The following is a 21,944-nucleotide window of genomic DNA, read 5'->3' as shown; positions in this document are numbered from 1 at the left end:
CTTCCACAGCCAGGAGACCTCCGATGAACGCCCCGACCTCGACCTCGCACCTGCTGCCGGAGCTTCATCTGCGCGAGGTGCCGCCGGTGCTGATCGATGCGCTCAAGGCCCGCTTCGGCGAGCGCTGTTCCACGGCGCTCGCGGTGCGCACGCAGCACGGTCGCGACGAGTCCTCGTTCGATGCGCCGCCGCCCTCGGCCGTGGTGTTCGCCGAGAGCACGCAGGACGTGGCCGATGCCGTGAAGCTCGCGAGCGAGCACAGCGTGCCCGTCATCCCCTTCGGCGTGGGCTCCTCGCTCGAAGGCCACCTGCTCGCGGTGCAGGGCGGCATCAGCATCGACGTGTCGCGCATGAACCGCGTGCTGTCGGTCAATGCCGACGACCTCACGGTCACGGTGCAGCCCGGTGTCACGCGCAAGCAGCTCAACGAGGAGATCAAGAGCACCGGCCTGTTCTTCCCGATCGACCCGGGCGCCGACGCCTCCATCGGCGGCATGACGGCCACGCGCGCGAGCGGCACGAACGCGGTGCGCTACGGCACGATGCGCGAGAACGTGCTGGCGCTCGAGGTGGTGACGGCCGCCGGCGACACGATCCGCACCGGCACGCGCGCGAAGAAGTCCTCGGCCGGCTACGACCTCACGCGCCTGATGGTGGGCAGCGAAGGCACGCTGGGCGTGGTCACCGAGATCACGCTGCGCATCTATCCGCTGCCCGAGGCGGTGTCGGCCGCGATCTGCTCGTTCCCGAGCATCGAGGCGGCCGTGCGCACCACCATCGAGACCATCCAGCTCGGCGTGCCGATCGCGCGCGTGGAGCTGATCGACGTGAACACGGTGCGCATGGTGAATGCCTACGCCAAGCTGAACCTGCGCGAGGAACCGATGCTGCTGATGGAGTTCCACGGCTCGCCCGCGGGCGTGAAGGAACAGGCCGAGACGGTGCAGGAACTCGCGAGCGGCCATGGCGGCAATGCCTTCGAATGGGCCAGCACGCCGGAAGAACGCACGCGCCTGTGGACCGCGCGGCACAACAGCTACTTCGCCGCGGTGCAGTCGCGCCCGGGCTGCCGCGTGATCTCGACCGACACCTGCGTGCCGATCTCGCGCCTGGCCGACTGCCTGCTCGACTCGGTGGCCGAGGCCGATGCCAGCGGCATCCCCTACTTCCTCGTCGGCCACGTGGGCGACGGCAACTTCCACTTCGGCTACCTGCTCGATCCGAACGTGCCCGAGGAGCGCGTGAAGGCCGAGGCGCTCAACCATGCGCTGGTGAGCCGCGCGCTCGCGCTCGAGGGCACCTGCACCGGCGAGCACGGCGTGGGCCTGCACAAGATGGACTTCCTGGTGACCGAGGCCGGTGCCGGCGCGATCGACATGATGCGCACGATCAAGCGCGCGCTCGATCCGAAGAACATCATGAACCCGGGCAAGATCTTCCAGCTCTGAACGCGCCCTCCCGCGCATCCGACAAAAAACCCGGCGGCTTCGCGAGAAGCCCCGGGTTTTTTGCTGGGCGGGCCCGCAGGCCCTGCGCTCGACTACTTGCGGCGGCGCGCCGGCTGCTGCGGCTGCTCGGCCGGCACGTAGGTCTGCGACGGCGCCGCGCCACCATCCACGCCGAGACGGCCACCGCCGCCGAGGCCCTGGCCGCGCACCGTCTGCGCCTTGTAGTTGCGCAGCGAGCGGACCATCTGGTTGAAGGCGTCCATGAAGGCCGCCGCGATCACCTTGCCCTGCGCGGTGTTGGTGTAGCCGCCGAGGCCGCCGCCGGCGCTGCGGCCGATGACGGAGCCGAAGGCGCCGAAGTCGGTCTTGGAGGCGCTGCCTTCCGAAGCCGCGACCTGCACGCCCGAGCGGTTGTCGATCAGCGTCAGCAGCGCCGAGGCTTCCTTGGTCTGCATGCTGCCGCCGATCGCGGCCAGCGCACGTCCGCGGTTGCCGCCCACCAGGCCGCCGAGCGAACCGCCGAGGCCGCCCGCGTCGCTGTTGCTGAACACGATCTCGGGCGACAGGCCGTAGTCCGAAGCGACCATCTGGCCGCGGCCGAAGTTGCTGCCGCCGCGCATCTCGCCCGACTGCTGCAGCGCGCGCTCGCGCGTCATCGCGTTCATGCCGGCCGCGCCGCGCTCGACCACCACGAAGCAGTTCGACTGCTGCACCAGCAAACGCAACAGGTTTGCAGTAGGCGGCAGGCGGTATTCGCCCGTGAGGATGGTGTACCAGCCCGCGTTGACGTTCTCGATCAGCGAGACGGTGCCCAGCGGCGATTCGCAGCGCTCGAGCTGGCTGCTCTCGCCCGAGGTGGCGCCGCCGGCGGCGCTGCCGGTGGCCATGGTCTTAGCCGACTGGCTGCCCATCTGCATGTCGGTGGTGGCGCAGCCCGTGAGCAGCAACGCGCCCACGGCCACGGCCGCGAACGGGAAACGGGTGGTGATGAACTTCATGGAAGGCTCCCTCGGCGAGATCGGGTGGAAAAAAGCTGCGGCGAGGATACGCGCAATGGATGACTGGAACAATCAAGCGGACGTCGGAGGACGCCGCGAAGCGGCTTAGGCCGTTCGGCGGATCCGCTCGATCAGGCCGTTGAGCGCGTCGATCGAGCCGAAGTGGATGGCGAGCTCGCCGCTCTCCTCGATCTTGCCGCCGCGCTTGCTGCGCTTCTTGATGCGGACCTCGACCTCGGCGGTCAGCAGGTCGGCCAGTTCTTCCTCGACCCGCTCGAGGTCGCGCGACTTCTCGCCGGTCTGGCCGCTGCGCCGTGGCGTGGCCGCGAGGCTGAATTCGGCCGCGAGCTTCTTCACCAGCGCCTCGGCCTCGCGCACCGACATCTTCTTCGCGGCGATCTGGTTGGCCGCCGTGATCTGGGTGCCGCGGTCCAGCGCCAGCAGCGCGCGCGCATGGCCCATGTCGATGTCGCCGGCCATCAGCATCGCCTGCGCGGGCTCGGCCAGGTTGAGCAGGCGCAGCAGGTTGCTGGCGGCGCTGCGCGAGCGACCCACGGCCTGGGCGGCGGCCTCGTGCGTGAGGCCGAACTCGCTGACCAGGCGCTGCAGGCCCTGGGCCTCTTCGAGCGGGTTCAGGTCCTCGCGCTGGATGTTCTCGATCAGCGACATCGCCGCGGCGGCCTCGTTGGGCACGTCGCGCACCAGCACCGGCACGCTCTCGAGGCCCGCCAGCCTGGCGGCACGGAAGCGGCGCTCGCCCGCGATGATTTCGAACTCGGCGTTCTTGGCCGCGGCCGAGGCTTCGTCGAGCCGGCGCACCAGGATCGGCTGCATGATCCCCTGCGCCTTGATGCTCTCGGCCAGCTCGTAGAGCGCGCCCTCGTCCATGCGGGTGCGCGGCTGGTAGACGCCGGCCACCATCTGGTCGAGCCGCAGGCTGTTGGGGTTCTGCGACGCGCCGTTCTCGCCGGAGCCGCCGTCGCCGGCGTTGTCGCTGGAAGGGGCGGCCGTCGGGCCGAGCAGCGCTTCGAGGCCGCGGCCCAGGCCCTTGGGTTTCTTGGTCGCCATCAGTTCTTTTCTTTCGACACGTCGTTCAGGAGTTGTCGGCCCTCGGTCCAGTCGCCCAGGCCGGATTCGGCATTCAGGTGGCCGCGCGCGCCCGCGTCGACGAAGCGCGCGCCCCAGTCGCTCGCCATCTGGCGCGAGCGGGCGGCCTCGCAGTAGGGGTCGTCGTTGGCGGCGATCAGCACCGCCGGGAATGGCAGCGGCTGGCGCACGATCGGCGCCCAGCCCGGGATCATCTGGCGCACATCCTCGCGCTCGAGGTCGCCGGGCGCGACCAGCAGCGCGCCGCGCACCCGCGCGGTGTTACGCGAATGGGCGGCCCAGGCCGCCACCAGGATGCAGCCCAGGCTGTGGGCGGCAAAGACCACGTCGCCGGGCGAAGCCAGTACTTCCTCCTCGAGCCGCGCCGACCAGTCGCCGCGCAGCGGCCGCATCCATTCATGCTGTTCCACGCGGTGGTCGTGGTGCTTTTCTTCCCAGAGGGTCTGCCAGTGGCCGGGGCCGCTGTTCTGCCAGCCGGGCAAGAGGAGGACGCGGGGTTCAGCGCTCATTTGCTATTATTTTTATAGCTAACTATGTAGATGGGATAAGGGTCAGCCGTTGTTTTCGCTGCTGGACTTGGGCTCGCCCACCGGCGCCAGCACGTCCTCGGGAATCGGCAGATCGGGCGAGCTGCGGCCCGGTGCCGGCGGCGTGCTGGGCGCCACCGCGCCCGAGGCGAAGGCGCTCGCGGGCGGCATCTTGGCGATCAGCTCCTCGGCGAAGGCAATGAAGGCCTGGCTGCCGCGCGCCGCCGGATCGAAGACCACGCCCGGCAGTCCGTAGCTCGGCGCCTCGGCCAGCCGTACATTGCGCGGGATCACGGTGTCGAACACCTTGTCGCCGAAGTGGGCCTTGAGCTGCTCGCTGACCTGCTGCTGCAGCGTGATGCGCGGATCGAACATCACGCGCAGCAGGCCGATGATCTGCAGGTTCTTGTTGAGGTTGGCGTGCACCTGCTTGATGGTGTTGACCAAGTCGGTCAGGCCCTCGAGCGCGAAGTACTCGCACTGCATCGGCACGATCACGCCATGCGCGGCGCACAGGCCGTTGAGCGTCAGCAGGCTCAGGCTGGGCGGGCAGTCGATCAGCACGAAGTCGTACTCGGCACCGACCGCGGCCAGCGCGGTGCGCAGGCGTTTCTCGCGGCGATCGAGCGCGACCATCTCGACTTCGGCACCGGCCAGCTCGCGGTTGGCACCGAGCACGTCGTAGGCGTAGCCGCCCTCCGCGAGCTTGTCGGCCCGGACCCGCGCCTCGGCCACCGAGGCCGATTCGAGCAGCACGTCGTACACCGTGGTCTCAAGCTGGCGCTTGTCGATGCCCGAACCCATGGTGGCATTGCCCTGCGGGTCGAGGTCGATCATCAGCACCCGCTGGCCCACCTTGGCCAGGCCGGCGGCGAGGTTGACGGTGGTGGTGGTCTTGCCGACGCCGCCCTTCTGGTTGGCGATGCAGAAAATCTTGGCCATGGAGGAGGATCAGTTCGAGGCGGCGAGCTTGACGCCGAAGGCGATCAGGAAGACACCGGCCAGCTTCTCGAGCACGGCCGAGATCCGCGGATTGGCGCGGATGCGCTCGGCCAGGAAGTGGGTCAGCAAGGTGGAGGTCAGGCCGTAGAGGAAGGTCAGCGCCGCGATCGTCACAGCCATCGCGCCGAAGGTGACGATGCCCTGGTGGCGGGCCGGATCGACGAACAGCGGGAAGAAGGCCATGTAGAACACGATCGCCTTCGGATTGAGCAAGGTGATCATCAGCGCTTGCCGCATGAAGTGGCTCGGGCGGATGTTGAGGATCGGTGCCGAGCCGGGCTTGGCGCGCAGCATCCTGAAGCCCAGCCAGGCCAAGTAGGCGGCACCCAGCCATTGCACCGCCTTGAAGGCCGCAGGGTAGGCGGCCAGCACGGCCGACACGCCTGCCACCGCGGCCCACATCAGCACCTGGTCGCCTGCAATCACGCCCAGGGTTGCCGCCAGGCCGCCGCGAATCCCGCCTTTGCTGGTCGACGTGATCAGCGCCAGATTGCCCGGGCCGGGAATCAGGAGGAACAGGATGATGGCGGCGACGAACGCGCCATAGTCAGCGATGCCGAACATGGGAATTGCCTCGTGGAAAGAGGGAAAGGGGAGCCGTCGAGTCTAAGCGAGGCAGGTGGCGCGGCGATTGGCCGAAAGGCCGGTTTTGGGTGGCCCGCGCCTTTCTTTTGGCAAGACGACGGACGCCGTCGCCTTGCAGGGACTAGATCAGGCCTGTTTTCGCGCCCAGACGATGCAACGCTCGGCGTCGAGGCCGGGCACCGTCAGTTGTTCCACGTGAAACACCGCGACTTCGGCCGGCAGTCCGGCGAGTTCATCGGCCGGATTCTTGCCCTTCATTGCGAGCCATTTGCCGCCGTCGGCCAGCAGATGCGAGGAGCCCGAGAAGAAATCGGGCAGCGACGCGAAAGCGCGCGAGCTGATCAGATCGAAGCGGCCTTCCAGCTTCTCGACCCGGGCATGGAGCCCACGCAGGTTGGGCAGCGCCAGTTCGCCCGCCACCTGCTGCACGAAAGCCATCTTCTTTGCGACCGCATCGAGGCAGGTGATGTCGAGGTCGGGCCGCAGGATCGCGATGACCACGCCCGGCAATCCTGCCCCCGATCCCACGTCGAGCAGCTTGCCCTGCCCTGCCCACTCGCGCTGCAGCGGCGCAATCACGGCGAGGCTGTCGAGCAGGTGGTGGGTCAGCACGCTCTCGGGATCGCGCAGTGCCGTGAGGTTGTAGACCTTGTTCCACTTGAGCATCAGCGCGCCATAGGCCGTGAGTTGCTCGGCCTGGCGTTCGGACAAGGCCACGCCCAGCGTCTCCGCGCCCGCGCGCAGCCGTTCGATCGTCGCCGTCATTCGGCCGACTGCGGCTCGGTGGCTGCTTCCTTGGTCGCGGAAAAGGCCTTGTGGCCGCCCTTGCGCAGGTGGATCAGCAGCAGCGAGATCGCCGCCGGCGTCACACCCGAGATGCGCGAGGCCAGGCCCAGGGTCTCGGGCTTGTGCTTCGCGAGCTTCTGGCGCACCTCGAAACTCAGGGCCTTGACCTGGCCGTAGTCGAAATCGGCCGGCATCTTGAGGCTTTCGAAGTGGGCGGCGCGTTCCACCTCGTCGTTCTGGCGCTCGATGTAGCCCGAATACTTGGCCGAGATCTCGATCTGCTCGATCTCGGTTTCGTTGAGCTGGGCCTCGGCACCATACTTGCCGCCGTCCAGCGACATCAGGGTCTGATAGTTCACATCGGGCCGGCGCAGCAAGTCGGCCAAGTTGTATTCGTGCTCGATCGCCTTGCCGAGCACCCGTACCGACTCGGCGGCCGGCAGGTTGCGCGGGTTCACCCAGATCGACTTGAGCCGCTCTGTTTCACGTGAAACAGCGTCGCGCTTGCGGCTGAAAGCATCCCAGCGCACATCGTCGACCAGGCCCAGCTTGCGCCCTGCTTCGGTCAGGCGCATGTCGGCGTTGTCTTCGCGCAGTTGCAGCCGGAACTCGGCGCGGCTCGTGAACATGCGGTAGGGCTCGGTCACGCCCTTGGTGATCAGGTCGTCGACCAGCACGCCGAGATAGGCCTCGTCCCGACGCGGCAGCCAGGCGTCTTCACCGCGGCATTGCAGCGCGGCATTGATGCCGGCGAACAGGCCCTGGGCCGCCGCTTCTTCGTAGCCGGTCGTGCCGTTGATCTGCCCGGCGAAGAACAGGCCCTGGATCGCGCGGGATTCGAAGCTGCTCTTGAGCTCGCGCGGGTCGAAGTAGTCGTACTCGATCGCGTAGCCGGGACGCAGGATGTGGGCGTTCTCCAGCCCGGGCATCGAGCGCACCAGCTGGTACTGGATGTCGAAAGGCAGGCTGGTCGAGATGCCGTTCGGGTAGTACTCGTTGGTGGTCAGGCCTTCGGGCTCGAGGAAGATCTGGTGGCTGTCCTTGTCGGCGAAGCGATTGATCTTGTCCTCGACGCTCGGGCAGTAGCGCGGACCGACGCCATCGATCTTGCCGGTGAACATCGGGCTGCGGTCGAAACCCGAGCGGATGATCTCGTGCGTGCGCGCATTGGTGTGCGTGATCCAGCACGGCATCTGTTGCGGATGCATCTCGACCTTGCCGAGGAAGCTGAACACCGGCATCGGCCCTGCCCCACCGGGCATGCCGTCGCCGGGCTGCTCGGTGCACTTCGAGAAGTCGATGCTGCGGCCATCGAGTCGCGGCGGCGTGCCGGTCTTGAGCCGGCCCTGCGGCAGCTTGAGTTCCTTGAGGCGCGCCGACAGGCTCACGGCCGGCGGATCGCCCGCGCGGCCGGCCTGGTAGTTGTCGAGGCCGACATGGATGCGGCCGTCGAGGAAGGTGCCCGCGGTCAGCACCACGGTACGCGCGCGGAAGGCGATGCCGACCTGCGTGACCGCGCCCACCACGCGATCGCCCTCGACCATCAGGTCGTCGACCGCCTGCTGGAACAGGCTCAGGTTCGGCTGGTTCTCGAGCCGGCGGCGGATCGCCGCCTTGTAGAGCACGCGGTCGGCCTGGGCGCGCGTGGCGCGCACCGCCGGGCCCTTGCTCGAATTGAGGATGCGGAACTGGATGCCGGCCTCGTCGGTGGCGATCGCCATCGCGCCACCGAGCGCGTCGACCTCCTTCACCAGGTGGCCCTTGCCGATGCCGCCGATCGAGGGGTTGCAGCTCATCTGGCCCAGCGTCTCGATGTTGTGGGACAGCAGCAGCGTCTTCGCGCCCATGCGGGCGGCAGCGAGCGCGGCTTCGGTGCCGGCATGGCCGCCACCGACGACGATCACGTCGAATTCTTCGGGATAAAGCATGAGAGGGGGCGCACTGACGCGTGCGCGGCGCAAAGGAGGGCCATGATTTTAATCGGCCCACCCTGCTCGCGCCCACTGTGGGGACAAGCTGGTTGTGCGACTCTAAAAGCCCGCCAGGCCCCTATGGGACTCGATAGTTTGCTATGTTTTTGATAGCAAACTATGCGGAGTCAAGCGGAGGTGGCCAACTCCACCACCGGCACGGGCTTCTCGATGCCCACGAGCGCGCCGCTGGCCGGCGGTTCCACGGGCGGTGCCACGCTCTGGTCCTGCAGCTCCGTCACCACGATCTGCTTGTCGCGCATGCTCACGCTGCCGAAGATCGTGCAGAAGGCCACGTCCTTCGCGTCGCGTCCCGTGCCCACGCGCACGAGGCGGTCGACCGGCGCCATGCGCGTGGCGTCGAACAACACCCAGCGTCCGCCGAGCCAGGCCTCGAACACCGCATGGAAATCCTGCGGCGGTTCCTCGAAGGCCACATAGCCCACGACCAGCCGCGCCGGGATGTTGAGCGCGCGGCAGAAGGTGATGCCCAGGTGCGCGAAATCGCGGCACACGCCGGCGCGCTGCACGAACACTTCGCGCGCCGTGGTGGTCGAGTCGGTGCTGCCCGACTCGTAGGTGATGCTGTCGTGGATCCAGTCGACGATCGCCTGCACGCGGCCGATGCCGGGCGGCAGGTCGCCGAAGAGCTGGTAGGCGCAGCGCGCCATCAGGTCCGACTCGCAGTAGCGCGTCGGCATCATGTAGTGCAGCACCTCGTCGGGCACTTCGTTGACCGGCACTTCGGGCAGGTCGTGCGGTACGTCGACCTGGGTGCGCTGAACGGTCGCGGTGTAGGCGATCTTCAGCGGGCCCGGCGCCACGTCGAAGCGCAGGAAGCGGTTGCCGCTGGCCTCGTCGCAGAACACCTGCACCTCGGCCGCCGGCTCGATCGTGAGGGTCTCGCGGATCACCGCCTGCGCGCCCGCGCGGGCCGCCTCGATGTTCAGCAGCAGATGGGCCGGCGCGCCGACTTCATAGTCCAGCTGCGCCTCGATGTGCGAGATGTGCATGGGGCTCCCCTTCCCTCTTCGCCTGGCTCAAGCGCGCCTTCGGCGCGAACGGTGTTCGGGCAACTGCCAGTGCGTCTGCGTCACCAGCAGCACCCGCAGCACGCAATGCGCGGGGCTCTGCAGCAGCTGGCCCAGCGAGCGCGTGCGCGGCCAGCGCACCGACCGGTGCCGGTGCATCAGTCGAGCGCCTTCTTCACCGCGCCCACGCCCAGTGCGGCGAGCACGATGAAGATCACGGCCAGGATGAGGAACAGGCCGAACAGCACCTTGGCAATGCCCGCGGCGCCCGCCGCGACGCCGCCGAAACCCAGCAGGCCGGCCACCAGGGAGATGACCGCGAAAATGATGGCGTACTTCAACATCGAGTGACTCCTTTGCCGCGGGTCGCAGCCCTCGGTGCCCGAAGAATAGAAAGCGGTGCTCGGCGCCCCGATAGTCACCGAGCCCAAGCACCCGTAGGACAAACCCGCGCAGCCCAAACCCGCTAGCATCCGGTGCGTTCCAAAGAACCATTTCAACGATCGATTGGAGTTTTTCGCATGAAGCTGTACTACTCGCCGGGCGCCTGCTCGCTCTCGCCGCACATCGCGATGCACGAAGCCGGCCTCGCCTTCGAACCGGTGCTCGCCAGCACCAAGAGCCACAAGCTGCAGGACGGCACGGACTACTACGGCATCAACCCGCTGGGTTACGTGCCGATGCTCGAACTCGACGACGGCACGCGCCTGCGCGAAGGCCCCGCGATCCTGCAATACATCGCCGACCTCGTGCCGACCAAGAACCTCGCGCCCGCCGCCGGCACCATGCAGCGCTACCGCCTGCAGGAGTGGCTGACCTTCATCGGCACCGAGATCCACAAGGGCTTCAGCCCGCTGTTCAACCCGGCCATGCCCGAGGAAGCCAAGACCATCGCGCGCGACAAGCTCGCTTCGCGCTTCACCTGGCTCGACGGCGAACTCGCGAACAAGCAGTACCTGATGGGCGACCAGTTCAGCGTGGCCGACGGCTACCTGTTCACCGTGACCAACTGGGCCAAGCCCACCGGTGTGGACCTCGCGGGCTTCGCGAACATCCAGGCCTGGCGCGCGCGCGTGAGCGAGCGTCCCGCCGTGCAGGAAGCGATGAAGGCCGAAGGCCTGCTGAAGTAATTCCGCACCGCCGGAGCGCAACGCCGCGCTTCGCCCCTCGACGGCCGGCGACTCGCCGGCCGTTCGCTTTTCTGCGAACGCCCGGGCAATGCCACCCGATTGCATTTGCACCGGCGTATCGCCTAGCACCAAGACGACAACCCCGTGGCAGCAGGGTTGAGGCCCCACCCCTACCCTTGCGCTTCTTTCGCTGTTCACACCGTCCCTTCAACCCACTCGACCCAGAGCCACGGCCATGTCCACCCTTTTCGACCCCGTCCAAGCCGGCGACCTGAAGCTCGCCAACCGCATCGTGATGGCGCCGCTCACGCGCAACCGCTCGCCCAATGCCATCCCGACCGCGCTCGCGCCCACCTACTACGCGCAGCGCGCGAGTGCCGGCCTGCTGATCACCGAGGCCACCGCCATCAGCCAGCAGGGCCAGGGCTATGCCGACGTGCCCGGCCTCTACGGCACCGAGCAGCTCGACGGCTGGAAGAAGGTGACCGACGCCGTGCACGCCGAGGGCGGCAAGATCGTGGTGCAGCTGTGGCACGTGGGCCGCGTCTCGCACACCAGCCTGCAGCCCGACAACGGCCAGCCGGTGGCGCCCTCGGCCATCACCGCCAAGACCAAGACCGTGCTGATCCATGACGGCGTGCCGACCTTCACCGAGACCTCCGAGCCGCGCGCGCTCGACGCCGGCGAGATCCCCGGCATCGTCCACGGCTTCGCCACCGCCGCGCGCAACGCGGTCGAGACCGCGGGCTTCGACGGCGTCGAGATCCACGGCGCCAACGGCTACCTGCTCGACCAGTTCCTCAAGGACGGCAGCAACCAGCGCGGCGACGACTACGGCGGCAGCATCGAGAACCGCGCGCGCTTCCTGCTCGAGATCACGCGCGCCGTGGCCGACGCCGTGGGCGCACGCCGCACCGGCATCCGCCTGTCGCCGGTCACGCCCGCCAACGACGTGCACGACAGCAACCCGCAGCCGCTGTTCACCTACGTGGTGAAGGAACTGGCGAAGCTCGACCTGGCCTACATCCACATCATCGAAGGCGCCACCGGCGGCCCGCGCGAGATCGCCGACCGGCCCTTCGACTACGAAGCGCTCAAGGCCGCCTACCGCGAGGCCGGCGGCAAGGCCGCCTGGATGGTCAACAACGGCTACGACCGCCCGCTCGCGGAAGAAGCCGTGAAGGAAGGCGACGACCTCGTGGCCTTCGGCAAGCCCTTCATCTCCAACCCCGACCTGGTGCGCCGCCTGCGCGAGCACGCGCCGCTCAACGAGCTCGACAAGGCCACCCTGTACGGCGGCGGCGCCAAGGGCTACACCGACTACCCCGCGCTGGCCTGAGCCCGCGGGCGACCGGCGCACGGTGCTTTCGGGTACCGTTGCGCCATGTCGCAGATCGAGAAACAGCTGGCCGCGCGCGGCCTCGTCCTTCCGCCCGCCGTCCAGCCGCCACCGGGCGTGGTGCTGCCCTTTCGCTTCGTGCGCATCGTCGGGCAACGCGCCTTCGTCTCGGGCCATGGCCCGCTCAATCCCGACGGCAGCATCGCCGCGCCGCTGGGCAAGCTCGGGCGCGAGCTCGACGTGGAACAGGGCTACGCGGCCGCGCGCCTCACCGCGCTCGCGATGCTCGGCAGCCTGCAGCGCGCGCTCGGCGACCTCGACCGCATCACGGCCTGGACGCGCGTGTTCGGCATGGTCGCCTCGGCCCCGGGCTTCGACCGCCAGCCCTCGGTCATCAACGGCTTCTCCGACCTCGTGCTCGAGCTCTTCGGGCCCGAGGTCGGCGCACATGCGCGCAGCGCGGTCGGCATGGCCGAGCTGCCGTTCAACATCCCGGTGGAGATCGAGGCCGAGGTGGAGATCGCCGAATGAACGAGGCGCCGCGCTGGACCGTGCGCCGCGCCGAAGCGGCCGATGCCGCCGCGATCCGCGACTGCGCGATCGCCGCCTTCAGCGTCTACCTGCCGCGCCTGCCGGTCGTGCCACTGCCGATGGGCAAGGACTACGCAACCGCCATCGAGTTGCAACAGGTGTGGGTCGCCGCCAATGCTCAGGATGCCGCCGAGATCGCGGCCGCGCTCGTGCTCGACATCACCGACGAAGGCTTCCTGATCGACGTGATCGCGGTGCTACCGAAGCACCAGGGCAGCGGCGCGGGCCGCGCGCTGCTCGAGCTCGCCGAGCGCGAGGCGCTGCGCCAGGGCTTCGATTCGATCTACCTGTTCACCAACGAGAAGATGAGCGAGAACCGCGCGCTCTACGAACGCATCGGCTATGTGGAGTACCGGCGCCTGGTGCTCGAGAACCGCACGCGCGTCTTCCTGCGCAAGGCCCTGCGATGAACGCCGCGCCGAAGCGCGCGCGCATCCGTTGCGGCTACGAGGCCCTGCGCGTGAAATCCACGCTGACCTTCAAGCCCGTCGGCTCGGCCGCCGCAAGCCGCAGCTCGGCGCCGAGCAGCTCCGCATAGCGCGCCACGATCGACAGGCCCAGCCCCGAGCCCTGTCCCAGCTTCTGCCCCGCCGGCCCCTGCGCCCAGCGCTGCATCAACAGGCGCTGCGCATCGAGCGGAATGCCGGGTCCGTCGTCGATCACGCTGAGCACCTCGCCGCTGACCTCGACCGTGATCGTGCGACCGCCATAACGCAACGCGTTGTCAATCAGGTTGTCGAGGATGCCTTCCACCAGGGCCTCGTTGGCCTGCACCGTCACGCTGTCGTCGAGGCCGCGCGCGCCCAGGTCCACGCCGCGCGCGTCGGCGCGCGCGAGGTGCCGCAGCACCGTCTGCTCGGCCAGCGCATCGAGCCGCACGGGCGCGGTCTCGAGGCTGGTGCTGGCCTCGTCGGCCAGCGCGAGCGCGAGCAGCTGATCGATCAGGTGGCTCGCGCGCTCCTGGCTCTTGGCCACCTGCTCGAGCTGCTCGCGCCACACCGAGGGCTTCTGCTGCGCGAGCCCGTAGTCGGCCAGCGCGCGAATGCCCGCGAGCGGCGTGCGCAACTCGTGCGCCACGTTGCCGACGAATTCGCGCTGCCCGCGCACGCTGTGGCCCAGCCGCTCGAACAGCGCATTGACCGCCTCGCCCAGGTGCTGCAGCTCGCGCGAGGTCCGCACCACCGCCACCGGCGAGAGGTCGCGCACGTCGCGCCGATCGAGCGCCTGCTGCAGGTCGCCGAGCGGGCGCAGATCGCTGCGGATCCCATGCCAGAGCCATACGGCGAGCATCATCAGCAGCAGCACCTGCGGCGCCAGTGCATAGCCCAGCAGCTGCCGCACGAGCGCCGTGCGGCTCAGCGTGGTCTGCGCGATCACCACGCGGTAGGGCATCGCCACGCCGGGCTCGGCATCGTGCTCGAGCACCACCGCGCGCATCGGCTTGCCCTGGTAGGTGACGTCGGAGAAGCGGTAGCGCGCGCCGTTCACGGGCAGTGGCGCCTGCAGGTCGTCGGCGCCCGAGATCAAGGTGCCGTCGAGCCGCTGCACCGAGAAGTTGACCTTGTCGATCTGGTCGAACAGCACCGTGGCCACCTCGCGCGGCGTGAGCAGCAGCTCGATGCCACGCTCGCCCGCCTGCACGTTGGCCGACAGTGCGTAAGCGTCGTCGAGCATGCCGCGGTCGAAGGCCTGCTCGGAGAAGTAGTTGGCGATGACCAGCGCGATCACCGCGCCCACCATCCAGCTCAGCGCGAGCGGCACCAGCACGTTGCGCAGCACGCGCCGCGTGAGCGTGGGCACCGCGCGCGGCGGTCCGGGCGTGGTCCGCGCGTGCGCTGTTTCGCTGTCGCTCACGGTCGCGGCGCGCTCAGACTTCGGCTTCGAGCAGGTAGCCGATGCCGCGCAGCGTGCGGATGCTCGCGCCCGAACCGACCAGCTTCTTGCGCAGCCGCGAGATGAAGGCCTCGAGCGCGTTGTCGCCCAGCGATTCGTCGAAGCTCGAGAGCTTGTCGGACAGCGCACGCTTGCTCACCGTGCGGCCCGGCGGGCTCATCAGTTCCCACAGCACTTCGAACTCGCGCGCCGGCAGGTCGAGCGGACCGCTCGCGGTGGAGAAGCGCCGTGCCTTGCGGTCGAGCTTCAGCTGGCCCAGCAGCACGATGTCTTCGGTGCCCTTCGCGCGCCGCACGAGCGCACGCAGACGCGCCTCGACCTCGGCCAGGTCGAAGGGCTTGCCGAGGTAGTCGTCGGCACCGGCATCGAGGCCCGCGATGCGTTCCTCGGTGCGGCCGCGCGCGGTGAGCACGAGCACCGGCGTGCGGTCCCCGCGTGCGCGCGCCTGTCGCAGCGCGGTGAGTCCGCTCGCGAGACCGCTGGTCGCGCTCGCGGTGGCGGGCAGGTTCAGATCGAGCAGCACCGCATCGAAGGGCTGCACGCGCCACAGGTGGTCGGCGTCCTCGACGTTGGTGGAAACATCGACGCGGTGACCGGCGTCCGCGAGGCTGCGAAGCATCACGTCGCGCAGCACGGCATCGTCTTCGACTAGCAGGATTCGCATGATTTTCGAGTGGGTTGAGGTGCCTATTCTTGCTCGCGGGAGGGTCAGCAGGCGGTCAGTACGACACGCGATAAACACGGCATGAGCATACGACAGCCCATCGCCGCACGGGCCCTTTTCATCGGGGCCGCATCGTCATGAGCGCACGCGAACCCTCCGGCCTGCTGAGCTTCGTGCACCCCGCGGTGCAACGCACCGCGGTCGTGCTGCTGCATGGTTTGTGCAGCACACCTGACGAACTGCTGACCGTGCAGTCCGCGCTGCGCGACGGCGGCTACGCGGTGCATCCGATGTCGATCCCCGGCTACTCCTTCGACGCCAATGCACCGATGCAGCAGGCCGCGCCCTTCCAGCACTGGCTCGACAGCATCGAGGCCCAGGTCGCGGCCCTGCGCGAGACGCACGAGCGCGTGCTGCTGGTGGGCATCTCGGCGGGTTCGTCGCTCGCGCTCGGCGCCGCCATCCGCTGCGGCGACGCGGTCGATGCGCTGGTGCTGATGTCGACCACGCTGCGCTTCGACGGCTGGGCCATCCCGCGCACGCAGGTGCTGCTGCCGCTGGCCTACTACACGCCGCTGGGCCGCTTCTGGCAGTACCGCGAACGCCCGCCCTACGGCGTGAAGAACGAACGCGTGCGCGCCTGGATCGAGCGCGAACTGCGGCACCGCAAGATCTCGCGCGCCGGCAGCTCGGTGATCGGCGTGAGCCACCTGCGCGAACACCATCGGCTGATCCACCACGTGCGCGCCAACCTGCATCGCGTGCAGTGCGACCGCGTGCTCGCGCTGCATGCGCAGCAGGACGAAGTGGCCAGCGTGGCCAACCTCGAGATCCTCGCGCGCGGCCTGCGCTGCCGGTCGTTCCGCAGCGTCGTGGTGAGCAACAGCTACCACATGATCACCATCGACAACGACCGCCAGCAGGTGGTGCGCGAGACCGTCGCGTTCGCCGACGAGGTCGCGCATGGCACGGGCGCCGATGCCCCGATTTCCTCGCTGAAGGCTTCCTGAAAAGGAATGCGTTCGCCACCGCGATGCCATCGTTCCCACTCCACAATGAACCACGCAAGGTGACGCGGCGACGCGTGCGTTCCCTGCATTCGCAGCGCCGACCGATGGCACTCCCGCACGACGATCGTGCATCACGCTTCGCCTGAAAGGATCAAGCCCCATGTCCACTTCGCCCACCTTCAACAGCATCGCGCGCATCCTCGAGAACGACTTCCACGTCGAAGCGAAGCTGGTCGCGCCGCAGACCGCGCTCGCCGACCTGGGCCTCGACTCGCTCGCGCTGATGGAGTTCGTCTTCGCGGTCGAGGACGCCTTCCACCTGCGCATTCCCGAGGATCGGCTCGATCCGCGCGAAGCGGGCATCACGCTGCAGCGCCTGTGCGAAGTGATCGATGCGGAGAGCGCCGCGACGGTGGGTGCGGTGCATGCACCCGAGGCGGCGCACGCATGAGCAGCGGTGTCGAACATGCGGTGATCGCGGCCTCGGCGCAGCGCATCGCGGCGCCGCCGGTGCGCGTCAGCGGCATCGGCTTCGTCACGCCGATCGGCCGCACGCTCGAGGCCTTCGACGACGCGCTGTTCCATGGCCGATCGGCCGTGCGCTCGCACACGCTCGCGATCCCCGGCATGGACAGCGTCGAGATCCCGGTGGCCGCCTGCGACTTCGACTCGAACGGCGTGCGCAGCACCTCGCGCCTGCCGCTCGATCGCGGCACCGCGATGGCGCTCGCGGCCGCGCAGGATGCCGCGGCGCAGGCCGGGCTGACGCGCGACAGCGTCGATCCCGAACGGCTCGGCATCTTCTGGGGCAGCGGCCTCGCAGGCGCGGGCAGCTTCGACAACACCACGCAGGCGCTCTACGCCGAGCAGCGCCGCATGCGGCCGACGACCGTGCTCACCGTGATGCCCAACGCGGCGGTGGCCGAACTCGCGCTGCACTTCGGCGCGCACGGCGCGGCCATCGCCTATGCCTGCGCCTGTGCCTCCTCGGCGGTGGCGATCGGCGAGGCGATGCGCGCCATCCGCGGCGGCTGGATCGATGTCGCCATCGTCGGCGGCCACGACGCCATGCTCACGCCCGGCGTGATGGCGAGCTGGCAGGCGATGCGCGTGATGGCCGCGCCGCCGGCCGATGCACCCGAGACCGCCTGCCGCCCCTTCTCGGGCGATCGCGCGGGCTTCGCGCTCGGCGAAGGCGCCGCGGCGCTGGTGCTCGAGTCGGAAGCGCATGCGCGTTCGCGCGGCGTGGCCGACCCAGGCGACACGGGTGACGGTGCGTCCTACGTGCTGGCCGGCTACGCCACCAACTGCGACGGCACGCACATCACCAACCCCGACAGCGCGGGCCAGGTGCGCGCGATGCGCGCGGCGCTGCGCGACGCCGGCATCGATGCCACCCAGATCGGCCACGTGAATGCCCACGGCACCGCGACCGTGGCCGGCGATGCGGCCGAGGCCGCTTCGGTGCGCGAGCTGTTCGGCAGCGCGACGCCGGTGTGCGCCACCAAGGCGATCCACGGCCACGTGCTCGGCGGCGGCGGCGCGATCGAATTGATCGCGACCTTGCGCGCGCTGGCGCACGAGGCCGTGCCGCCGATCGCCAACCTGCGCGAGCCCGACGCAGCCTTCGACCTGGCTTTCGTGCGCGGCGAGGCACGCGCGATGCCCGGCATGCGCTGGGCGATGTCGAATTCGTTCGCCTTCGGCGGCACCAACGCCGTGCTCGTCGCGGGACGCATCGACGCACCATCTCGCTGAAACTTCGCTGAAGATTTTTTTCGCGCGCAGGAAGGCTCAGGCAGGCAGTGCATCGGCTGGTGGTTCTCGTCGTGCCGGTGTTCGTGCTGCTGATGGCCTGCGAGTTCGCCTGGGGCTGGCTCCAGCGGCGCAACACCTACCGCTTCGGCGACACGGTCGCGAGCCTGAGCCAGGGCCTCTTGAGCCAGGCGCTCGCGGTCTGCACGCAGCTGTTCCAGATCGGCCTCTACGCGCTGGTCTATCCGCATGTCGCGCTCTGCACCGACGCGCGCTTCTGGGACAGCGCCCTCGGCTGGATCGCCGCGGTGCTGCTGTTCGACTTCTGCGACTACTGGCTGCATCGCGCGGGACACGAGTCGGCGCTGTTCTGGGCCGCGCATGCGGTGCACCACCAGAGCCGACGCTTCAATTTCTCGACCGCGCTGCGGCAGGAGAGCATGGTCGCCTTCCTCGGCTGGGCCTTCTACCTGCCGATGGCCGTCGTCGGCGTGCCGCCCGAGCAGTTCGGCCTCGCGGGGCTGATCGTGCTGGTCTACCAGTTCTGGATCCACACCGAGCACATCGGCAAGCTCGGCTGGTTCGACCGCGTGTTCTCCTCGCCCTCGAACCACCGCGTGCACCATGCCGTCAACGACGACTACCTCGACCGCAACTACGGCGGCATGCTGGTGGTGTGGGACCGCCTGTTCGGCACCTTCGCCGAGGAGCGCGAGCGCTGCGTCTACGGCACGCGCAAGCCGCTCGCGGGCTTCGATCCGCTGCGCGCGGTGCTCGGCCCCTATGCGCCGCTCGCGCGCGATGCCTGGCACACGCGGCGCTGGCGCGACAAGCTCGGCGTGTTCTGGCGATCGCCGGGCTGGCGGCCGGCCGACGTGGCGGCGCGCTTTCCCGAACCCGACTTCTCGCTCGAGGCCGCCGCCGCCCTCGACGACCCGCCGGTCGGCCGTGCGCGCGCGATCGCGGCCACCCTGCATTTCGCGGGCTGGGTCGGCATGACGCTGGCCTTTCTCTGGCGCGCGGACGACATGGCGTTTCGCACTGGCCTCGAACTGCTGGCGCTGACGGTCGCGGGTTTCTGGGCCGTGGGCGCGGTGCTCGATGCGCGGCTGCGATTGCGCTGGGCCTGGCCCGCGCAGGCGTTGCTGCTGGCATTGGCCGGCGCCATCCTGCTCGCGGCGGGTTGAGCTGCGGCGCGGGATTGCTATCCTGCGGGCCCCAGACCCACACCGACCATGGAGCCACCGTGCGCCGACTTGCCACTTCCCGCGACCTCGCTGCCGTCCATGCCCTCTACATGCACGAGAAGGTGGTGCGCTTCCTCGGCTACGACCCGATGCCGCTCGCGGACTTCCGGCCGATCCACGAGGAACTGGTGCGCAGCGGCTGCTTCCACATCTGGGAGGTCGACGGCCGCATGGCTGGCTTCTACCGCGCCACGCGCTACCCGGGCCGAGTGGCGCACGTCGCCTGCCTCGGCACGCTCGCGGTGGACCCGGCCTTCCATGGCCGCGGCGTGGCGCTGGCCATGGTGAGCGATGCCATCGAGCAACTGCGCGCGGCCGGCGTCAAGCGCATCGAGCTCTATGCCGAGAGCGACAACGCACCCGCGCTGCGCTTCTACGAGAAGCTGGGCTTCGAGCGCGAGGGCACGCTGCGCAAGTTCTACAAGCGCGCCGGCGAAGCCGACTACATCGACGATCACCTGATGGCGCTGCTGCTCGACTGAGAAGCTTCAGGAACCCTTCCAGCGCCGCAGCAGCAAGGCGTTGGCCATCACGCTGACGCTCGACAGCGCCATCGCCGCCCCGGCCACCACCGGGCTCAGCAGCCCGAAGGCCGCCAACGGAATCCCCGCCACGTTGTAGGCGAAGGCCCAGAACAGGTTCTGCCGGATCTTGGCCACGGTGCGGCCCGAGAGGTCGAGCGCCTGCGCCACCAGCGCGAGATCGCCGCGCATCAGCGTGATGCCCGCGGCCTCCATCGCCACGTCGGTGCCGCCATCGGCCGGCGCCATCGCGATGCCCACGTCGGCGGCCGCGAGCGCCGGTGCGTCGTTGGCGCCATCGCCCACCATCGCGACCACGTGGCCGTCGCGGCGCAGCGCGCTCACCTGCTGCGCCTTGTCGGCCGGCAGCACCTCGGCGCGCACGTCCTCGGGCGCGATGCCGAGCCGCGCCGCCATGGCGCGCGCGGCCCGCAGGTTGTCGCCCGAGATCATCACCACGCGCAGGCCGCGCGCACGCAGCGCGGCGACGGTCTCGGCCGCCTGTGGCTTGGGCTCGTCGGCAAAGGCCAGCAGCGCCAGCGCCTCGGCCGCGCCGCTGGCATCGAAGCGCAGCAGCGCCGACACCGTGGCGCCCTGTGCCTGCAGCCGGTCGACCTCGGCGGCATCGACATCGGCATCGAGCTCGCGGCACCAGCGCAGGCTCGCGAGCGCCCAGGCACCGGCGAATTCGCCCTCGACCTCGCCGCGCACGCCGCGACCGGGCATGGCCTGCATCGAACGCAGCGCCGGCACCGCCAGCTTTTTATCGGCGGCGGCCAAGAGCACGGCGCGCGCCAGCGGATGTTCGCTGCCGCTCTGCAGGCTCGCGGCCACGGCCAGCAATGCGTCGGCATCGACACCACGCGCGATGGGCACGAGCGCGTTCAGCACCGGCCGGCCCAGCGTCAGCGTGCCGGTCTTGTCGAAGGCCACCGTGTCGACGCGGTGCGCGAGTTCGAGCGAACGCGCGTCTTTGATGAGGATGCCGTGCCGTGCCGCCACGCCCGTGCCCGCCATCACCGCCACCGGCGTGGCCAGGCCCAGCGCGCAGGGACAGGCGATGACCAGCACCGCCACCGCGTGGATCAGCGCGGTCTCGATGTCGGCGCCGCCGAGCAGCATCCAGCCGCCGAAGGTGAGCAGCGCGATCACCAGCACCACCGGCACGAAGATGGCCGCCACCTTGTCGACCAGCCGCTGGATCGGCGCCTTCGCGGCCTGCGCATCCTCGACCAGCCGGATGATGCGCGCGAGCACGCTCTCGGCACCGACCGCGCGCACCTCGACCACCAGCCGGCCGTCGCCATTGACGGCACCACCGGTCAGCAGGTCGCCCGGGCCCTTGGGCACGGGCAGCGGCTCGCCGGTCAGCATCGACTCGTTGACCTCCGATTCGCCCTCGACCACGCGCGCATCGGCCGGCACGCGTTCGCCGGGGCGCACCGCGAGGCGGTCGCCCACCAGCACCTCGGCCAGCGGCACGTCGCTCTCGCCGCGCGGGCCGACCAGGTGCGCCACCTCGGGCCGCAACTGCTGCAGCGCGCGGATCGCCGAAGTCGCCTGGCGCTTGGCGCGCGCCTCGAGCCACTTGCCCAGCAGCACCAGCGTGATGACCACCGACGACGCCTCGAAGTACAGGTGCGGCGCCATCGCGTGGCCCGCATGCTCGCCGGTGGCCGAACGCCACCAGAGCCAGAGCGAGAGTCCGTAGGCCGCGCTGGTGCCGAGCGCGACCAGCAGGTCCATGTTGCCGGTGAGCGCACGCGCCGCATGCCAGCCCGCGCGGTAGAAGCGCGCGCCGAGCCAGAACTGCACCGGCGTCGCGAGCAGCAGCTGCAGCCAGGGATCGAGCATCCAGTCGCGGCCGAAGAACTCGCCGACCATCGGCAGCATCAGCGGCGCCGACAGCACGAGGCCGACCGCCACCGGGCCGAAGCCGTGCCAGGGCGAGAGCGCGGCCGCCTCCTCCTGCGCATCGGCCGCGGCGCGCGGCTCGTAGCCCGCGGAACGCACCGCGCGGCGCAGCCGGGCATCGATGTCCTCGCCGCCCTGCGCCTGCGCCACCACGCGCGCCGATTCGGTCGCGAGGTTCACGGCGACGTCCTGCACGCCGGGCACGCCCTTGAGCGCGCGCTCCACGCGCATCACGCAGGAGGCGCAGGTCATGCCGCCGACCGAGAGGTCGAGCGTGAGATTCGGCAACGGCCGTTCTTGTACGTTTTCCATGGTTCGAAGGCTAAAGCTTCACACCATGGCAAGGTCAAGCGCGGCAAAAAGAGTCCCTGGACTGGACATTGACATCGTGGCAAGGTTCAGACTGCGGTTTCCGAACGGGCGAAC

Annotated in this window: 23 protein-coding genes; 10 read left to right on the top strand and 13 right to left on the bottom strand. The window is 69.4% G+C overall.

What is annotated here, in order from left to right; translation table 11 throughout:
- The first annotated feature begins 23 nt into the window (after window positions 1-23).
- Window positions 24-1,448 (top strand): FAD-binding protein, encoded by a 1,425-nt coding sequence (locus INQ48_00275; protein ID QRF57738.1) that lies wholly within the window; start codon window positions 24-26, stop codon window positions 1,446-1,448.
- Between the two features lie 92 nt (window positions 1,449-1,540).
- Here INQ48_00275 and INQ48_00270 read toward each other — a convergent pair whose 3' ends face one another.
- The 10 genes from INQ48_00270 to INQ48_00225 form a co-directional block, all read right to left on the bottom strand.
- Window positions 1,541-2,446 carry a peptidoglycan-binding protein gene (locus tag INQ48_00270; protein QRF57737.1) on the bottom strand — a complete coding sequence of 302 codons (906 nt, stop codon included), beginning with the start codon at window positions 2,444-2,446 and terminating at the stop codon, window positions 1,541-1,543.
- A 105-nt stretch (window positions 2,447-2,551) separates the two neighbouring features.
- The gene (locus INQ48_00265) at window positions 2,552-3,514 is read right to left on the bottom strand and encodes a ParB/RepB/Spo0J family partition protein (GenBank protein ID QRF57736.1); all 963 of its coding nucleotides are present in this window, start codon (window positions 3,512-3,514) and stop codon (window positions 2,552-2,554) included.
- Window positions 3,514-4,062 carry an alpha/beta hydrolase gene (locus INQ48_00260; GenBank protein ID QRF57735.1) on the bottom strand — a complete coding sequence of 183 codons (549 nt, stop codon included), beginning with the start codon at window positions 4,060-4,062 and terminating at the stop codon, window positions 3,514-3,516. The genes INQ48_00265 and INQ48_00260 overlap by 1 nt, the downstream gene beginning before the upstream one ends.
- A gap of 42 nt (window positions 4,063-4,104) precedes the next feature.
- On the bottom strand, window positions 4,105-5,022 hold the full coding sequence (locus INQ48_00255; protein QRF57734.1) for an AAA family ATPase: 918 nt from the start codon (window positions 5,020-5,022) through the stop codon (window positions 4,105-4,107).
- A 9-nt stretch (window positions 5,023-5,031) separates the two neighbouring features.
- Window positions 5,032-5,646 (bottom strand): LysE family transporter, encoded by a 615-nt coding sequence (locus tag INQ48_00250; GenBank protein QRF57733.1) that lies wholly within the window; start codon window positions 5,644-5,646, stop codon window positions 5,032-5,034.
- 147 nt (window positions 5,647-5,793) lie between these two features.
- Window positions 5,794-6,432: a 16S rRNA (guanine(527)-N(7))-methyltransferase RsmG gene (rsmG, locus tag INQ48_00245; GenBank protein QRF57732.1), complete on the bottom strand. Its 639-nt coding sequence runs from the start codon at window positions 6,430-6,432 to the stop codon at window positions 5,794-5,796.
- Window positions 6,429-8,381 (bottom strand): tRNA uridine-5-carboxymethylaminomethyl(34) synthesis enzyme MnmG, encoded by a 1,953-nt coding sequence (gene mnmG, locus INQ48_00240; GenBank protein ID QRF57731.1) that lies wholly within the window; start codon window positions 8,379-8,381, stop codon window positions 6,429-6,431. The genes rsmG and mnmG overlap by 4 nt, the downstream gene beginning before the upstream one ends.
- Window positions 8,382-8,551: 170 nt before the next feature.
- Window positions 8,552-9,436 carry a transglutaminase family protein gene (locus INQ48_00235; protein ID QRF57730.1) on the bottom strand — a complete coding sequence of 295 codons (885 nt, stop codon included), beginning with the start codon at window positions 9,434-9,436 and terminating at the stop codon, window positions 8,552-8,554.
- A gap of 27 nt (window positions 9,437-9,463) precedes the next feature.
- Window positions 9,464-9,613 (bottom strand): hypothetical protein, encoded by a 150-nt coding sequence (locus tag INQ48_00230; protein QRF57729.1) that lies wholly within the window; start codon window positions 9,611-9,613, stop codon window positions 9,464-9,466.
- Window positions 9,613-9,798, bottom strand: a complete 186-nt coding sequence (locus INQ48_00225; protein QRF57728.1) for a DUF1328 domain-containing protein — start codon at window positions 9,796-9,798, stop codon at window positions 9,613-9,615. The genes INQ48_00230 and INQ48_00225 overlap by 1 nt, the downstream gene beginning before the upstream one ends.
- A gap of 177 nt (window positions 9,799-9,975) precedes the next feature.
- Between INQ48_00225 and gstA the strand changes: the two genes are divergently transcribed.
- From gstA to INQ48_00205, 4 genes are all read left to right on the top strand, one after another.
- Window positions 9,976-10,584 (top strand): glutathione transferase GstA, encoded by a 609-nt coding sequence (gene gstA / locus INQ48_00220; GenBank protein QRF57727.1) that lies wholly within the window; start codon window positions 9,976-9,978, stop codon window positions 10,582-10,584.
- A gap of 235 nt (window positions 10,585-10,819) precedes the next feature.
- On the top strand, window positions 10,820-11,923 hold the full coding sequence (locus tag INQ48_00215) for an alkene reductase (GenBank protein ID QRF57726.1): 1,104 nt from the start codon (window positions 10,820-10,822) through the stop codon (window positions 11,921-11,923).
- Window positions 11,924-11,968: 45 nt separating this feature from the next.
- Window positions 11,969-12,454 carry a RidA family protein gene (locus INQ48_00210; protein ID QRF57725.1) on the top strand — a complete coding sequence of 162 codons (486 nt, stop codon included), beginning with the start codon at window positions 11,969-11,971 and terminating at the stop codon, window positions 12,452-12,454.
- Entirely contained in the window at window positions 12,451-12,924 is a 474-nt protein-coding gene (locus tag INQ48_00205) for a GNAT family N-acetyltransferase (GenBank protein ID QRF57724.1), read from the top strand. Before INQ48_00210 ends, INQ48_00205 begins: the two co-directional genes overlap by 4 nt.
- A gap of 34 nt (window positions 12,925-12,958) precedes the next feature.
- Here INQ48_00205 and INQ48_00200 read toward each other — a convergent pair whose 3' ends face one another.
- Both INQ48_00200 and INQ48_00195 read right to left on the bottom strand, forming a co-directional pair.
- Window positions 12,959-14,368, bottom strand: coding sequence for a sensor histidine kinase N-terminal domain-containing protein (locus INQ48_00200; GenBank protein QRF57723.1), 1,410 nt, complete (start codon window positions 14,366-14,368; stop codon window positions 12,959-12,961).
- 13 nt (window positions 14,369-14,381) lie between these two features.
- Window positions 14,382-15,071: a response regulator transcription factor gene (locus tag INQ48_00195; protein ID QRF57722.1), complete on the bottom strand. Its 690-nt coding sequence runs from the start codon at window positions 15,069-15,071 to the stop codon at window positions 14,382-14,384.
- Window positions 15,072-15,208: 137 nt separating this feature from the next.
- Here INQ48_00195 and INQ48_00190 point away from each other — a divergent pair, with 137 nt between their 5' ends.
- From INQ48_00190 to INQ48_00170, 5 genes are all read left to right on the top strand, one after another.
- Window positions 15,209-16,081 carry an alpha/beta fold hydrolase gene (locus INQ48_00190; protein ID QRF57721.1) on the top strand — a complete coding sequence of 291 codons (873 nt, stop codon included), beginning with the start codon at window positions 15,209-15,211 and terminating at the stop codon, window positions 16,079-16,081.
- Window positions 16,082-16,241: 160 nt separating this feature from the next.
- On the top strand, window positions 16,242-16,532 hold the full coding sequence (locus INQ48_00185) for an acyl carrier protein (protein QRF57720.1): 291 nt from the start codon (window positions 16,242-16,244) through the stop codon (window positions 16,530-16,532).
- Window positions 16,529-17,839, top strand: coding sequence for a beta-ketoacyl-[acyl-carrier-protein] synthase family protein (locus tag INQ48_00180; protein QRF57719.1), 1,311 nt, complete (start codon window positions 16,529-16,531; stop codon window positions 17,837-17,839). Before INQ48_00185 ends, INQ48_00180 begins: the two co-directional genes overlap by 4 nt.
- Window positions 17,840-17,886: 47 nt before the next feature.
- The gene (locus INQ48_00175) at window positions 17,887-19,023 is read left to right on the top strand and encodes a sterol desaturase family protein (GenBank protein QRF57718.1); all 1,137 of its coding nucleotides are present in this window, start codon (window positions 17,887-17,889) and stop codon (window positions 19,021-19,023) included.
- A gap of 59 nt (window positions 19,024-19,082) precedes the next feature.
- Window positions 19,083-19,565 carry a GNAT family N-acetyltransferase gene (locus INQ48_00170; protein ID QRF57717.1) on the top strand — a complete coding sequence of 161 codons (483 nt, stop codon included), beginning with the start codon at window positions 19,083-19,085 and terminating at the stop codon, window positions 19,563-19,565.
- A gap of 6 nt (window positions 19,566-19,571) precedes the next feature.
- On the opposite strand, the gene INQ48_00165 is transcribed toward INQ48_00170, so the two are convergent.
- A complete protein-coding gene (locus INQ48_00165) occupies window positions 19,572-21,830 on the bottom strand; it encodes a copper-translocating P-type ATPase (protein QRF57716.1) in 2,259 nt (752 codons plus the stop codon).
- Window positions 21,831-21,944 lie beyond the last annotated feature (114 nt).

Origin of the sequence: Variovorax paradoxus (assembly GCA_016806145.1) — a bacterium.
Classification (GTDB): domain Bacteria; phylum Pseudomonadota; class Gammaproteobacteria; order Burkholderiales; family Burkholderiaceae_C; genus Variovorax.
This window is presented reverse-complemented; position numbering and strand designations above follow the sequence as displayed.

What these genes read in the sequence shown, in the direction of transcription:
- INQ48_00275 (QRF57738.1), top strand. Translation starts at nt 24, where the DNA reads ATGAACGCCCCGACCTCGACCTCGCACCTGCTGCCGGAGCTTCATCTG.
- INQ48_00270 (QRF57737.1), bottom strand. Translation starts at nt 2,446, where the DNA reads ATGAAGTTCATCACCACCCGTTTCCCGTTCGCGGCCGTGGCCGTGGGC.
- INQ48_00265 (QRF57736.1), bottom strand. Translation starts at nt 3,514, where the DNA reads ATGGCGACCAAGAAACCCAAGGGCCTGGGCCGCGGCCTCGAAGCGCTG.
- INQ48_00260 (QRF57735.1), bottom strand. Translation starts at nt 4,062, where the DNA reads ATGAGCGCTGAACCCCGCGTCCTCCTCTTGCCCGGCTGGCAGAACAGC.
- INQ48_00255 (QRF57734.1), bottom strand. Translation starts at nt 5,022, where the DNA reads ATGGCCAAGATTTTCTGCATCGCCAACCAGAAGGGCGGCGTCGGCAAG.
- INQ48_00250 (QRF57733.1), bottom strand. Translation starts at nt 5,646, where the DNA reads ATGTTCGGCATCGCTGACTATGGCGCGTTCGTCGCCGCCATCATCCTG.
- rsmG (QRF57732.1), bottom strand. Translation starts at nt 6,432, where the DNA reads ATGACGGCGACGATCGAACGGCTGCGCGCGGGCGCGGAGACGCTGGGC.
- mnmG (QRF57731.1), bottom strand. Translation starts at nt 8,381, where the DNA reads ATGCTTTATCCCGAAGAATTCGACGTGATCGTCGTCGGTGGCGGCCAT.
- INQ48_00235 (QRF57730.1), bottom strand. Translation starts at nt 9,436, where the DNA reads ATGCACATCTCGCACATCGAGGCGCAGCTGGACTATGAAGTCGGCGCG.
- INQ48_00230 (QRF57729.1), bottom strand. Translation starts at nt 9,613, where the DNA reads ATGCACCGGCACCGGTCGGTGCGCTGGCCGCGCACGCGCTCGCTGGGC.
- INQ48_00225 (QRF57728.1), bottom strand. Translation starts at nt 9,798, where the DNA reads ATGTTGAAGTACGCCATCATTTTCGCGGTCATCTCCCTGGTGGCCGGC.
- gstA (QRF57727.1), top strand. Translation starts at nt 9,976, where the DNA reads ATGAAGCTGTACTACTCGCCGGGCGCCTGCTCGCTCTCGCCGCACATC.
- INQ48_00215 (QRF57726.1), top strand. Translation starts at nt 10,820, where the DNA reads ATGTCCACCCTTTTCGACCCCGTCCAAGCCGGCGACCTGAAGCTCGCC.
- INQ48_00210 (QRF57725.1), top strand. Translation starts at nt 11,969, where the DNA reads ATGTCGCAGATCGAGAAACAGCTGGCCGCGCGCGGCCTCGTCCTTCCG.
- INQ48_00205 (QRF57724.1), top strand. Translation starts at nt 12,451, where the DNA reads ATGAACGAGGCGCCGCGCTGGACCGTGCGCCGCGCCGAAGCGGCCGAT.
- INQ48_00195 (QRF57722.1), bottom strand. Translation starts at nt 15,071, where the DNA reads ATGCGAATCCTGCTAGTCGAAGACGATGCCGTGCTGCGCGACGTGATG.
- INQ48_00190 (QRF57721.1), top strand. Translation starts at nt 15,209, where the DNA reads ATGAGCGCACGCGAACCCTCCGGCCTGCTGAGCTTCGTGCACCCCGCG.
- INQ48_00185 (QRF57720.1), top strand. Translation starts at nt 16,242, where the DNA reads ATGTCCACTTCGCCCACCTTCAACAGCATCGCGCGCATCCTCGAGAAC.
- INQ48_00180 (QRF57719.1), top strand. Translation starts at nt 16,529, where the DNA reads ATGAGCAGCGGTGTCGAACATGCGGTGATCGCGGCCTCGGCGCAGCGC.
- INQ48_00165 (QRF57716.1), bottom strand. Translation starts at nt 21,830, where the DNA reads ATGGAAAACGTACAAGAACGGCCGTTGCCGAATCTCACGCTCGACCTC.